The following is a 12,765-nucleotide window of genomic DNA, read 5'->3' on the forward strand; positions in this document are numbered from 1 at the left end:
CAGCTCACTCGCCGACCGCGACGAAACGCCACACGGTCTCGCCGTCTTCGTCGCTGTCCGCGTCGTCGGTGTCGAGGTTCAGCGCGACGCCGGCGGGCGTGAGGGTTTCGGTGAGCCGGGCGCCGATCTCGGTGCTCACGTAGTTGTGGTGCAGGTCGAGGGACTTCAGATGCGTCAGTGGCTGGCCGCCCAGCAGCGCGGCGACACCGTCGTCGGTGAGCACACCCATCGACAGATCCAGCTCGCGCAGCCGGGCCACCACCGGCGCCGAGGCCACCGCGGCACACACCGCGTCCTGCATCTCGCTGTTGCGCAGCGCCAGACGCTCGAGGTTCGGCAGCCGGTCGCCGGCCAGGATCGGCGCCAGGTCCGCGACTTCGCTGTCGCCGCCGTATTCGGGAGTGCCGAGCCACAATTCGAGGTCGACCAGCGCGGGCAGCTCGCTGGCCGCGACCCCACGCACCACCTCGACCGGCAGTCCGCCCGCCTCGACGGTGAGTTTGCGCAGATTCTTGTGCTCGACGGCAGGGAACACCAGGTTCTGGCCACCGCGCACACCGAAGTGCTCCAACACGGGGAAGGCGTCGAGCAGGGTGCCGACCTCGCCCTGGTTGATCCAGGAGATCTCGCACTCCTCCATCACGATGTCGCCGACGAACAGCGCGCGCAGGGCGGGCAGCCGGTCGCGGGCGGCGACGATCGCGGCGAAGATCTCCTCGGGGCCGCTGTCGTAGGCATCGGGCCAGCATCCGACGACGAGCGCGCGGACCTGTCCTGGGTCGACGGTGTCCAGGAACCGGGCGAAGGCCTCGGTCCAGGTCTCCTCGGGGTCGTAGGATTCCACGCCGATACGCCAGGCCACCTCATCGGCCGCGGGCAAGTCACGCACCGCGGCTGCCTGGGTGGCGGCGTCGGTGTGCCGGTCGGGAAATTGGTGGGTGGGCAAACCGCCCCACTCGCTCAGGTGCTCTCCGATGGTCATGAACTCCCGCCCCTTTCGACGTGCCGCCCCGGTGGTGACGCCTGCGTTTCTACCAAGTGCCACCGACAGATGTCGCGCCGGGCCGAATTGTCGGGGTGGTCACCGCTACCGGGTGTGGGCCAGTGCTCCGCCCTTCAAGGCGGGGGTGAAAGCCCACACGAGGAGTGAGGTTCCCCCCGATCGGTGGACAAGGGATTACGAGATTCAGGCGGCAACCGCTCGGATTGAACGTTCGAAGCTGTCAGGACTTTGCATCCCGATCGCCGAGTGCCGCCGCACAGTTTTGTAGCAACTGATCCAGTTGTCAACCGCGGCAACGAGTTCGGCTTTCGTCGCATACACGTGCCGGCAATATTCCTCGTGCTTGAAACTCGACCAGAACGATTCCGCGGGGCTGTTTTCCCAGCAAATCCCGGTCGCGCCCATCGATCGCCGCAGCCCGTGCCGGAAACAGGCTTTCGCGGTCAGACGTGCGGTGAACTCCCCGCCACGATCGGAATGCAGGACGGTCCCGCGACAACGACCACCCCGCGCGAGGACCGCGGCATCGATCGCCTCGGTCACCACATCGGCGCCGATGTGGTCGGCGATGCTGTAACCCAGCACTTTCCGGGAATGCCCGTCGCGGATCGCGCACAAGAACATCTCGCCGTCACCGCAGGTGGGATAGGTGATGTCGGTGAACCAGGCCGCGTCCGGGCGGCCCTGGTCGAAGACACGGTCCACCAGATCCGGCGGGAACGACGCGGTCGGGTCGACCACGGTCGTGCGCATCTTGAACGTGCGGGGGCTGATGCCCTCGAGCCCGATCGAGGCCATGATCTTGGCGACAGTCTTCTCGGTGACCCGCTCACCCTGTTCGTGCAGCTCGGCGGTGATCCGTGGCGCCCCGTAGGTGCCTCGGGAGTCGGTGTGGACTCCGGTGATCTTCATTTCCAGATCCGCGCGTCGCTGCTGGCGCGGCGTCAAAACTGTCGCCGCCCTGCGCTTGCGGTACTGGTAGTAGCCGGAGGTGGAAACCTTCAGCAGCCGTGCCATCCGGGTAAGTGAAAACCTTTGCCCCTCAGTAGTTTCGGTGCCAGCGGTCTCTTCGACGTTGTCGGGGCCGGCGTACTTGGCCATCAGATCGAACCGGGACGGTTCTTCTGCATCGCGGCAAAGTACGCCGAGGCTCTTACTAGGAAAGAGTTGTCTTTCTCCAGCTCGGCGACCTGTTTGCGCAGCCGCAACAACTCGGCGCGCTCGGCCGCGTCCAGGGGCTTGTCCCCGTGGGCCTCGGCGGCGGCGGTCCTACGCCGCTCGTCCTTGACCCAGTTGCTGAGCAGGCCTTCGTTGAGGCCCAGTTCCCGGGCGACTTCGGCGATCGTGCGACCGGAATCGATCACGCGATGGGCACTTCGACCTTGTACTCGGTCGTGAACGACCGACGCCTTGTGAGGAGGCATCAGGACATCCTTCCAGCATGGCATTCGTCCTGCGAATCAGGTGTCCACTATCCGGGGGGAGCCTCAGAGGGCTCCGGGGCCGAGCGTGCCCGAGACCGGACTGTGCTGTCAGACCCTTGGGATAGGCTCGAAACGTGCAGCTCCGGTACAACTTCCGCGTCTACCCGACGCCCGGCCAGCGGATCGCGTTGGCGCGGGCGTTCGGGTGCGCGCGGGTGGTGTACAACGACGCGCTCGCGGCACGCATGCACGCCTACCGATCCGGTGCGCCGCGCCTGTCGAACAGTGCGTTGTCGAAGCGGTTGACCGAGTCGAAGAAGTCGCCGGAGCGTGCGTGGCTTGCCGAGGTGTCGTCGGTGGTGTTGCAGCAAGCCCTCGCCGATCTCGATACCGCGTACCGCAACTTCTTCGCCTCGGTGACCGGGAAGCGGAAGGGTGCGCGGGTGGCGCCGCCGAGGTTTCGTTCCCGCAAGGACAATCGGCAGTCGATCCGGTTCACCCGCAACGCGCGTTTCGCGGTCACCGACAGTGGGAGGCTGCGTTTGCCGAAGGTCGGGGATGTCGCGGTCCGCTGGTCGCGTGTACTGCCGTCGGAGCCGTCGAGCGTGTCGGTCATCGTCGACGCGGCGGGTCGCTATTTCGCGTCGTTCGTGGTCGAGGTGAACCCGGAGTCGTTGCCAGGCATCGACGCCGAGGTGGGTATCGATCTGGGACTCACGACGTTCGCGGTCTGCTCGGATGGGAAGGTCATCACCTCGCCGAAGTTCTTCCGCCGTGCCGAACGACGGTTGCGGAAGGCGCAACAGGGTTTGTCGCGCAAGGAGAAGGGTTCGAAGAATCGGGCCAAGGCACGCCTGCGGGTCGCCAAGGCCCACGCGAAGGTGGCCGACGCCCGGCGCGACTTCGCGCATAAACAGTCCACGGCTCTGATTCGTGAGAACCAAGCGGTCTATGTCGAGGATTTGTGTGTGAAGGGTTTGGCGCGGACTCGGTTGGCGAAGTCGGTGCATGATGCGGGGTGGGGGATGTTCATCCGCATGTTGGAGGAGAAAGCGGCCCGGTATGGGCGCACGTTGGTGAAGGTGGACCGGTTCTTTCCATCGACGCGCACATGCTCGACGTGCGGTGTGGTCGGGGAGAAGAAGCCGCTGCATGTCCGCATGTGGGCCTGCTCGTGTGGGGCGGTCCACGATCGTGATCTGAACGCTGCCAAGAATATCCTCGCCGCTGGACGGGCGGAGAGGTTAAACGCTTGCGGAGGGATGGTAAGTCCTGCCGCCTAGCGGTGGTAGGCGTGTCCCGGTGAAACAGGAACCCATCGAGAGCGCCCGTGCGGGTGCTGGTAGGAATCCTCGGCCTTAGGCCGGGGAGGACGTCAACGTCGGCGCACACGACAGGTCCGCTGGGGACCGTGACTGGGAGAAAGACATGTACCGACAAGGCGATGTACTGATCGTGCCGCTGGCCGAACACGCCGTTCCCGGCAGTGCCCACACGACGCGGGGCGAAGCACGCGACAGCCGGGGCCGATTGGTGCTGGCACTGGGCGAGGTCACCGGCCACGCACACGCGATCCCCGGTCCCGGCACGCTGATCCGGGAGGCGGGTGTGTTCGGTCCGCTGCTGCTGCACCTGCCCGAAGGCGGACGGGTGGTGCACGAGGAACACGCGCCGATCGCCCTGCCGAAGGGATGGTTTCGGGTGATCCGGCAACGCGAGTACGTGCCGGGTTCGGTCCGGGTGGTGGCCGACTGATGAGCACCTACGACTGGCGGGCAGTCGCGGCAGCCACCGGCGCCGGTGACCGGGCTCGCGCGGAAGCCGGTGTCCGGCTGGCCTACACCTGTGCGGGACTGGCCGAACCCGAACAGATCCGCTGGGCCGGTTCCCCACGCGAGGCGGTGCGGTTGCTCGACGCCGGGCTAGACACCGGCGCCTCGGTGCGCACAGCCATCCGCGACGCGCCGTGGGCCGCCGAACGCGAACGGCTGCACACCGCCCTCTGCACGCACGGCTACAGCGCGCACTGGCGGGCTACCGGAGCGCCGCTCTGGGACGTGACGGAGATGGTCGTCGACCGGATCCGCACCGGCATCACCGAGCCGGTCGCCGGGACGGGCGGCGCAACGCGACGGCTCAGGTTGCTGATGCTCGATGCCGTACTGGGCCAGCATGACGCGGCCTGGCTCAGCGCATTCGACACCACGCCCGGCAGCCCGCTCGACGGCATCGCCGCCGTCGCGGCCGAGGCGGGCTGGTGGTGGCCCTACGAGAAGATCGCCGTGGTGTCGGAACGTCCCCTCGAACTGCACCGCGACGAAGCGGGCCGCCTCGATCGCGGCGACGGTCCGGCACTGGTCTACGCCGACGGTTTCGCGCTCCACGCCTGGCGCGGGATGCCGGTCCCCGCCGACTTCCTCGACGGTCTGCGCGAACTGACCCCGCAGCGCATCCGCGCCGAGGAGAACGCGGAACTGCGGCGGGTGATGCTCGAGTACTACGGCTACGACCGCTATCTGACCGAGTCCGAGGCCACCCCGCTGCATCGCGACGAGACCGGTGTGCTGTGGCGGATCGCGCTGGCCGACGACGAGGACGTGGTGATGGTCGAGGTGGTCAACTCGACCCCCGAACCCGACGGCAGCCACCGCGTCTATTGGTTACGGGTGCCGCCGGCCACCCGCACCGCGCGCGAAGGTGTCGCCTGGACCTTCGGGCTGGCCGCCGAAGCCTACGAACCGGTACAGCAGACCTGACCCGGCGCACCGGTGCCACGCGTCCGGGCCGGGCCGTGGCCGCGCGGGTCGACGCCGTGCTGGCCGAGTGCGGGGCCGCCGGCAGATGCGCCGGCCGGATCTCGGACGGTGAGGTACAGCGGGAACTATGTTCGGTGCACGACGATGCGCGCCACCAGCGCGCGGTGATCGGCACCGGGCAGATCGACGGTCTCGACCTCGGTCGCATGCGCATCGGCCAGTAGGAAGTGATCGATGCCGACCAGCGGCGGCACCCGCTTGTCGGTCGGATAGGTGACCAGCCGACCCGCGCCCGCCTGCGCCCCGGCGTCGGCGTAGCGACCGCCGGTCATCGCGCGGAAACGCGTGTGGTCGTGGGTGGCGTTGAAATCCCCGCCGACGACCACCGGCCGGTCACCCGGCGCTTGGTCGAGAATCGTGGTCAGCCGCGACAACTCGTCGGCCCACACACCGATGTCGTAGATCGGCGGCACTGGATGCACCGCGTAGATCGCGACCGGCCCGATCCCCGGTACGGTGGCGGTGGCCGAGATCTGGTTCAGTACGAATCCGTCGTACTCGACCGTCTCCGACAGCGGATAGCGGCTCCAGATCCCGGTCCCGCTCGCGGTCTGCCCCGGCGCCAGGTAGCGGTGCGGCAGCAAATCATCCAATCCGGCAAGGCCGAGTTCGGTGACAGCAGCGCGAGTCAGTTCGTTCACGGTGAGCAGGTCGACATTGTGCGCACGCACGAGCTCCACGAACGCGGCCGGATCGGCGCCGTCGAACAGCAGATTGGCTTGCACGGCGGTGATCGGCAACCCGTCGCCGCCACCGTCGGCGAAGTACAGCGGCGCCTGGGTGGCCACCGCGACGGCCGACACCACCACAGCGGCACCGGCCGCGAGCCACTGCCGCACCGCGGCGAACCCGACCACCCCGACCATCGCGCCACACATCAGCACCGGCGCGCCCGAGGCCGCCAGCACCAGCACCTCGACCGGCCACCCGAGGAAATGCAGCGCCACCCCGGCGACCGCCGCCACCGTTCCCGCCACGGCGACCACCAGCGTTCCGACCCGAAGTACCCGCGCACGCATACCGACAGCCAACCACACGCCTCGCACGTCGGCCGGTCCGGTGAATTCCGTTCAGCACGAGCCGGAGCAGCCGACGCGGGCCGAGCAGCGCGGAATCGGCGGGCGCCAGGGGAGATGGCGCGGGACGAGGCCCGGGGGTGGTAGGAAAGGGGACGTGTCGGCATCTGACGAGAATTCGGTTTCCCCTGGACGGTCCCGCGCGGAAGACGAGGTGGTGGACCTGGTCAGCGCGCTGATCCGGTTCGACACCTCCAACACCGGCGAGCTCGCGACCACCAAGGGCGAACGGGAGTGCGCCGAATGGGTCGCGCTGCAGCTGCAGGAGGTCGGTTACGAGACCGTCTACGTCGAGTCGGGCGCCCCGGGTCGCGGCAATGTGTTCGCCAGGCTGAAGGGCGCCGACGCGAGCCGTGGCGCGCTGATGATCCACGGGCACCTGGACGTGGTGCCCGCCGAGGCCGCCGACTGGAGCGTGCACCCGTTCTCGGGGGCGGTGCGTGACGGCTACGTGTGGGGTCGCGGCGCGATCGACATGAAGGACATGGTCGGCATGACCTTGGCGCTGGCGCGCCAGTTCAAGACCGAAGGCACCGTGCCGCCACGGGATCTGGTGTTCGCGTTCCTGGCCGACGAGGAGAACGGCGGCAGGTGGGGTTCGCAGTGGCTGGTCGACAACCGGCCCGACCTGTTCGACGGTGTCACCGAGGCTGTCGGTGAGGTCGGCGGCTTCTCGCTGACCGTGCCGCGTCCCGACGGCACCGAACGCAGGCTCTACCTGGTGGAGACCGCCGAGAAGGGCCTGGGCTGGATGCGCTTGCGCGCCAAGGCCAGAGCCGGCCACGGTTCGTTCCTGCACGACGACAACGCGGTCACCATTCTCGCCGAGGCAGTCGCCCGGCTGGGCCGCCACACCTTCCCGGTGGTGCTCTCGGATTCGGTCGCCGAATTCCTCGCCGCCGTCAGCGAGGAGTCCGGTCTGCAGTTCGATCCGGACAGTCCCGACATCGAGGGCCAGCTCGCCAAGCTGGGCACCATCTCGCGCATCATCGGCGCCACCCTGCGCGACACCGCGAATCCGACCATGTTGCAGGCCGGCTACAAGGCGAATGTGATCCCGCAGACCGCCGAGGCGGTGGTGGACTGCCGGGTGGTGCCCGGCAGGCAGGCGGCCTTCGAACGCGAGGTCGACGAACTCATCGGCCCCGATGTGGAGCGCGAGTGGATCACCGCACTGGACTCCTATGAGACCACCTTCGACGGGCACCTCGTGGACGCGATGAACGACGCGGTGCTCGCCAACGACCCGAACGGCCGCACCGTGCCCTACATGCTCTCCGGCGGCACCGACGCGAAAGCCTTCGCGCGGCTGGGTATTCGCTGCTTCGGCTTCGCGCCGCTGCAACTGCCGCCGGAGCTGGACTTCACCGCCCTGTTCCACGGGGTGGACGAGCGGGTACCGGTGCAATCACTGGAATTCGGCACCCGCGTGCTGGAACATTTCCTTCTGCACAGCTGATCGACCACCAATCCGAGAGGCCTTCATGAGCTACAACCCCTATGACGCATTGCCGAAGGTGCCGTCCTTCACTGTCACCTCCGCCGATATCACCGACGGGCAGCCGGTCGCCAACGACCAGGTGTCGGGGGTGTTCGGTGCGGGCGGCATGGACATCTCCCCGCAGCTGAGCTGGTCCGGATTCCCGGAGCAGACGCAGAGTTTCGCGGTGACCGTCTTGGATCCGGACGCCCCGACCGGCTCCGGATTCTGGCACTGGGCCGTGGCCAACATCCCGGCCTCGGTGACCTCGCTGGATACGGGTGCGGGCAGCGAGGACGGCAGTCTGCCGACCGGTGCGGTGACGCTGCGCAACGATGGTGGGTTCCCCGGTTTCGTCGGCGCCGCCCCGCCGAAAGACCATGGCCCGCACCGGTATTTCGTGGTGGTACACGCGGTCGACGTCCCCGAACTCGAGGTCGGACCCGACGCCGCCCCGGCCTACCTCGGCTTCAACCTGTTCTTCCACACCCTCGCCAGGGCCACGCTGATCGGCACCTACGAACAGCACTGAACCACAACGACGGTGGCCCCGGGAGAATCTCCCGGGGCCACCGTCGCAGCACTACTACTTCACGTTGACGACGTGCTCCGGCGGCGTCGCCGTGTAGAGCTCTTCGATGGTCGCGGCGTACTTGGTCGCGATCGGGGTGCGCTTGAGCGACATCTTCGGGGTGAGCTCGTCGCCACCGGGCTCCCACAGCGTCTCCACGACCACGAACCGCTTGATCTGTTCCACCCGCGACAGCTTGCGGTTGCCGTCGAGCACCGCCGCCTTGACCTCCTCGAGGATCTCGGTGCGCCGCGCGAGCTCGGCGTGGGTGGCCTCGGTCGCGCCGAACTCCTTGGCGCGCAGGGCGGCGACATCGGGATCGAGCATGATCAGCGCGGTGATGTAAGGGCGGGCCTCGCCGATGGCGACGGCCTGACCGATCATCGACGAGGCCGCCTTCATGGCGTTCTCGATATTGGACGGGGCGATGTTCTTGCCCGCCTCGCTGATGATGAGTTCCTTCTTGCGGTCCACGATGCGCAGGTAGCCGTCGGCGTCGAGGGTGCCGATGTCACCGGTGTGCAGCCAGCCGGCGTCGTCGATGGCCTCGGCGGTCTTGTCGGGCATGTTGCGGTAGCCGGGGGTGATGATCGGGCCACGCAGCAGCACCTCGCCGTCGGAGTCCAGGCGCAGCTCGCACCCGTCCATCACCTTGCCGACGGAGCCGGGCCGCGGCTTGTCGATCTCGGTGTAGGTACCGACGCCGGTGGTCTCCGACATGCCCCACACCTCGCTGACCGCGAAGCCCAGACCGAGGAAGTATTCCAGGGTCTCAGCGGGCACCGGGGCCGCACCGGACGCGGCGACCTTCAGCTCACCGAAACCGAGCGCCTCGCGCAACTTGGACAGCACCAGCGCATCGGCGACCTTGTGCTGCACGCCGAGCAGCAGGGAGGAACCCTCACCGGACAGCTTCGCTTTGGCCTGCGCCACACCGACGCCGATCGACCAGTTGGCCAGCGCCTTCTTCACCGGGCTCGGTTCGACGGCCAGCTTGTTCTCGATGCCGGTCTTGATCTTCTGCCAGACCCGCGGCACGCCGAAGAACGCCGTCGGTCGGGCGTCCGGCAGCGCCGCGGCGATCTCGCGGGCATCGGGAACGGTGGTGATCTGGATGCCGGTCAGCAGGCTCATCGCGTGCGCGGAGATGCGGTCGGCGACGTGCGCGGCAGGCAAATAGGAGACCGCGCGGTCGTCGAAACCGACCGGCAGCGGGCCGGTGATCAGGCCGACGACCTGGGCGATCACATTGCTCTGGGTCAGCTCGACGCCCTTGGGCGGGCCGGTGGTGCCGGAGGTGTAGATCAGCGTGGCCAGGTCGCCGGGCCGCACGGCCTGCCAGACGGCGTCGAAGTCGAAATCCGGCGCCGGGTCGGACTCGAGCTGGGCCAGGGTGATCGCGCCCTCGGGGGTGCCGTCGACCACGACGGTGTGCTCGATGTCGCCGTCGGCCTCACGGATGATGTCGAGGAACGCCTGCTCGGTGATGACCACCTTGTTGCCCGCGTTGGTGAACACGTGCGCGATCTGCTCGGGCGAGCTGGTGTTGTACACCGAGAACGGCGTCGCGCCCAGGTGCAGTGCCGCGGTGTCGATGAGGTTGAACTCGGGCCGGTTGGTGAGCATGATCCCGACCGCGTCACCGTGCCCGACACCGAGTTTCGCCAGTCCTGCAGCCAGGGCCCGCACCCGGGTGGCGTATTCGCCCCAGGTGATCTGCTGGGTCCCACCGACCGTGCGCAGAGCGATCTGGTCGGGCCGCAAGGCTGCGGTCTGCTGGAAGGCGGCGGGCACGGTGTGCACCGTGACGCCGGAAGCGTGCGCGAAACCGATGTCTGTCATATCCCTGTTCCCGAATAGGCTTAGCCGGACACCGTGCCAATGCGAGTGCAGATATCTCATCGTCTCGAGCGATGGGCCTCAATAGTGGCGCGGCTCACTCATCGTAACCGGACATACCGGATTGTGGCGTGCGTTACCCATGACCGCCGAAGCGGAAACGCCGCAACCACCGCCACCGGCCCTGGTCGCTTGGCAGCGCCGCGACCTCGGTAGACGTCGAATACTGCGGCGCCCACGGCGCGAAATCACGGGGAATCATGTGTTTGCGGCGCCGGATCTTGGCGTCGAGATAGCGGCGGCCGCGATCGGTGCCCAGCTGGATCGCCAGCGGGATCACCTCCACCGCGATCCCCACCTCGCGCAGCGCGCGGACCTTCTCCGGGTTGTTGGTCAGCAGCCGTACCTGGTGCATGCCGAGGTCGAGCAACGCTTTGGCGACGTGCTCGTAGCGCCGGCTGTCCGGATCCAGGCCCAGGTGTTCGTAGCTGTCGAAGGTGTCGAGGTCGAACTGCTCACTGGTGCGGTAGCCGATCGCCTTCCACAGCAGACCCGCCCCGCGCCCCTCCTGCTCGAGATAGACGAGCACGCCGGCCCCCTCGGTCTGGATCATGTCCATCGAACGCGCAAGTTCCGGCCCGCAATCGCAGTCGTCGGAGCCGAGCGCGTCACCGTAGAGGCAGCGGGAATGCACCCGCACCAGCGGTTTGTCGCCGGGTTCGCCGAACACCAGCAGATAGCCGCCGTCGGTGCGGCTGTCGAGCGAGTGCACCTGCACTCGCAGCTGGGTGCCGTTGCGGCTGAACTGATGGTCCGGCCGCAGATCGTCAGCGTCTCGTCCCGGCGCCGAGTCCGGCGTGTTCGGGACGGACTCGATGATCGTCAAGCGCTCCTCCGAGGGCTTCCGGCACCGGGAAACCCGGCGCGTGGACGGTACATGCAAGGCAACGGCGCGACTCTACTCCCGGTGCGTCCGCCGAGACGTCAAGCGGGGGTCACATCCGGGTCAACTGTCGCGGCGGCCTCGCGCGCGTAGACGTGCACGACCCGGTCGATCTCGGCGACATCGGGAAACACCGTCGAGACCGCACCGAGTTTCTGGGTGGGCAGCATCGCCGCGGTACACCACGTGAAGTCCGAGACGGTCAGCGCGGCTTCGGATTTCACCACCCGGTAGGCCAGCGCCGCGGCGAAGGCCGCCGCCGCGCCGACCGCGGCTTTGAGCACCTGCGGGAAGTGGTCGACGACGATGTCGTCGTCATCGGAGTACACGGTGCAGGCGAAACCGTCCACCGCGCACACCGTCGACACGCCGAGACCGCGCAGCCGGCGCGCGGTGTCGGCGGGGGAGTCGGTGTGCACCTCGGGCAGCAGCGCGTCGAGTTCCCCGGTCGTGCCGATCAGGTAGTCGATGACATCGAGGTGCAGGTAGAGCTCCTGCGGTGCGGCCAGAGCCGGTGCGGCGCAGACGATCACCTGCGGGCGATCGGGCAGCTCACCGAGCATGCCGAGGATCCGCTCGACGATCGCCACCGGCTGCTCGAAGGTGAGCACCACGACCGCCGAACCGTTGAGCGTCGCCCGCGCCGACGCGGTGTCGAGGTCGTCGACGAGCAACTGCACCTGCGGATCCCGGCATCCGATCAACCGCACCTCGCCGCTGGGCGTCATCACCACGGCGGTCACCAGCGTCGCGGCCTCGGGCACCACCTTGACCAGCGATTCGCCGACCCGGCGCCGGGCGAGCAGATCGAGGATGCGCTCTCCGTTGTCGTCGGCGCCGATGGCGGCGAGCAGCCGGACATCCAGGCCCAGTCGCGCCGCCGCGACCGCGCGGTTGAGGCCCTTCCCGCCGGGCGCGCCGGTGAAAGTGCCACCGACCGGCGAGTTCTCCGCGGGGAAGGCGTCGACTCGGTACAGGTGGTCGATCACCGCGTCACCGACGACGGTCACGACCTCGGCCGACAGCGGTGCGGCGGCGATGGATTCACCGGCGGGCCGCAGCGCCGGTGCGGGCCCGGCCGTCAGTAGTACGGCCAGCGCTGTGAGCGCACCGCGCTCGGCGCTGGACCTGAGCCGTTTGACGGTCGGCGCGTCCGGGATCGCGTCCGCGCCGATGGCGGTGTGCAGCCGGATCCAGTGCTGTGCCAGGTACTCCCGGCGCGCGCCGAGGTTGACCGCGTAGAGCTCGGCGGGATCGATGCCGGCATGCGGGGGTTCGCGGAGCAGGCCGAGAACCAGGGTCGCGTCGACGATCAGCCGGTCACTCGGCGGCAATTGCCGGGCGGCCTCACTGAGTACCGGCAATACGGCGTCCTCCCGGGCGATCCCGGTCCGCTGGGCAAACCGTGTCACCACCGGCAGCTCGAGGATCGGCATCGCGCCGATCTCGGTGTGCCGCAGCCGATCTGCGCTGACACCGGAGAATTTGCCCAGGCGCGCGAGGATGGCGCGTACGACGTCGGTACGGGGGTCCTGCGGAACCATCGGCACGCGATCGGCCTCCAAAAGTCGACCCGAAGGTGGTTTACCGACCCGCTGATCGGGCAATTACCA

The 12,765-nt window shown here is 68.2% G+C and carries 12 protein-coding genes; 5 read left to right on the forward strand and 7 right to left on the reverse strand.

Annotation, left to right across the window (positions count from 1 at the left end; translation table 11 throughout):
- Positions 1-4 precede the first annotated feature (4 nt).
- The 3 genes from ACFXK0_RS06735 to ACFXK0_RS06745 form a co-directional block, all read right to left on the reverse strand.
- Entirely contained in the window at positions 5-982 is a 978-nt protein-coding gene (locus tag ACFXK0_RS06735; RefSeq protein WP_379408873.1) for an STM4015 family protein, read from the reverse strand.
- 204 nt (positions 983-1,186) lie between these two features.
- Positions 1,187-2,104 carry an IS3 family transposase gene (locus ACFXK0_RS06740; RefSeq protein WP_379408874.1) on the reverse strand — a complete coding sequence of 306 codons (918 nt, stop codon included), beginning with the start codon at positions 2,102-2,104 and terminating at the stop codon, positions 1,187-1,189.
- Positions 2,104-2,451 carry a transposase gene (locus ACFXK0_RS06745; RefSeq protein ID WP_379408875.1) on the reverse strand — a complete coding sequence of 116 codons (348 nt, stop codon included), beginning with the start codon at positions 2,449-2,451 and terminating at the stop codon, positions 2,104-2,106. The genes ACFXK0_RS06740 and ACFXK0_RS06745 overlap by 1 nt, the downstream gene beginning before the upstream one ends.
- Before the next feature lie 110 nt (positions 2,452-2,561).
- Between ACFXK0_RS06745 and ACFXK0_RS06750 the strand changes: the two genes are divergently transcribed.
- From ACFXK0_RS06750 to ACFXK0_RS06760, 3 genes are all read left to right on the forward strand, one after another.
- Complete coding sequence (locus tag ACFXK0_RS06750; RefSeq protein WP_379408876.1) at positions 2,562-3,710, forward strand: RNA-guided endonuclease InsQ/TnpB family protein; 1,149 nt, start codon at positions 2,562-2,564, stop codon at positions 3,708-3,710.
- A 145-nt stretch (positions 3,711-3,855) separates the two neighbouring features.
- Positions 3,856-4,182: a hypothetical protein gene (locus ACFXK0_RS06755; protein WP_379408877.1), complete on the forward strand. Its 327-nt coding sequence runs from the start codon at positions 3,856-3,858 to the stop codon at positions 4,180-4,182.
- The gene (locus ACFXK0_RS06760) at positions 4,182-5,183 is read left to right on the forward strand and encodes a DUF6745 domain-containing protein (RefSeq protein WP_379408878.1); all 1,002 of its coding nucleotides are present in this window, start codon (positions 4,182-4,184) and stop codon (positions 5,181-5,183) included. The genes ACFXK0_RS06755 and ACFXK0_RS06760 overlap by 1 nt, the downstream gene beginning before the upstream one ends.
- Positions 5,184-5,308: 125 nt before the next feature.
- Here the strand turns inward: ACFXK0_RS06760 and ACFXK0_RS06765 are convergent, their stop codons facing one another.
- Positions 5,309-6,262, reverse strand: a complete 954-nt coding sequence (locus ACFXK0_RS06765) for an endonuclease/exonuclease/phosphatase family protein (RefSeq protein WP_379408879.1) — start codon at positions 6,260-6,262, stop codon at positions 5,309-5,311.
- Between the two features lie 154 nt (positions 6,263-6,416).
- Between ACFXK0_RS06765 and ACFXK0_RS06770 the strand changes: the two genes are divergently transcribed.
- Both ACFXK0_RS06770 and ACFXK0_RS06775 read left to right on the forward strand, forming a co-directional pair.
- Positions 6,417-7,778, forward strand: coding sequence for a M20/M25/M40 family metallo-hydrolase (locus ACFXK0_RS06770; RefSeq protein ID WP_379408880.1), 1,362 nt, complete (start codon positions 6,417-6,419; stop codon positions 7,776-7,778).
- 25 nt (positions 7,779-7,803) lie between these two features.
- Positions 7,804-8,331: a YbhB/YbcL family Raf kinase inhibitor-like protein gene (locus ACFXK0_RS06775; protein ID WP_379408881.1), complete on the forward strand. Its 528-nt coding sequence runs from the start codon at positions 7,804-7,806 to the stop codon at positions 8,329-8,331.
- Positions 8,332-8,385: 54 nt separating this feature from the next.
- Here ACFXK0_RS06775 and ACFXK0_RS06780 read toward each other — a convergent pair whose 3' ends face one another.
- The 3 genes from ACFXK0_RS06780 to ACFXK0_RS06790 form a co-directional block, all read right to left on the reverse strand.
- On the reverse strand, positions 8,386-10,212 hold the full coding sequence (locus ACFXK0_RS06780) for an AMP-dependent synthetase/ligase (RefSeq protein ID WP_379408882.1): 1,827 nt from the start codon (positions 10,210-10,212) through the stop codon (positions 8,386-8,388).
- A 133-nt stretch (positions 10,213-10,345) separates the two neighbouring features.
- Complete coding sequence (locus tag ACFXK0_RS06785) at positions 10,346-11,095, reverse strand: GTP cyclohydrolase II (protein ID WP_379408883.1); 750 nt, start codon at positions 11,093-11,095, stop codon at positions 10,346-10,348.
- 98 nt (positions 11,096-11,193) lie between these two features.
- Positions 11,194-12,696: a PfkB family carbohydrate kinase gene (locus tag ACFXK0_RS06790; RefSeq protein ID WP_379409174.1), complete on the reverse strand. Its 1,503-nt coding sequence runs from the start codon at positions 12,694-12,696 to the stop codon at positions 11,194-11,196.
- Positions 12,697-12,765 lie beyond the last annotated feature (69 nt).

The organism is Nocardia sp. NPDC059177, from assembly GCF_042755165.1.
Classification (GTDB): Bacteria; Actinomycetota; Actinomycetes; order Mycobacteriales; family Mycobacteriaceae; genus Nocardia.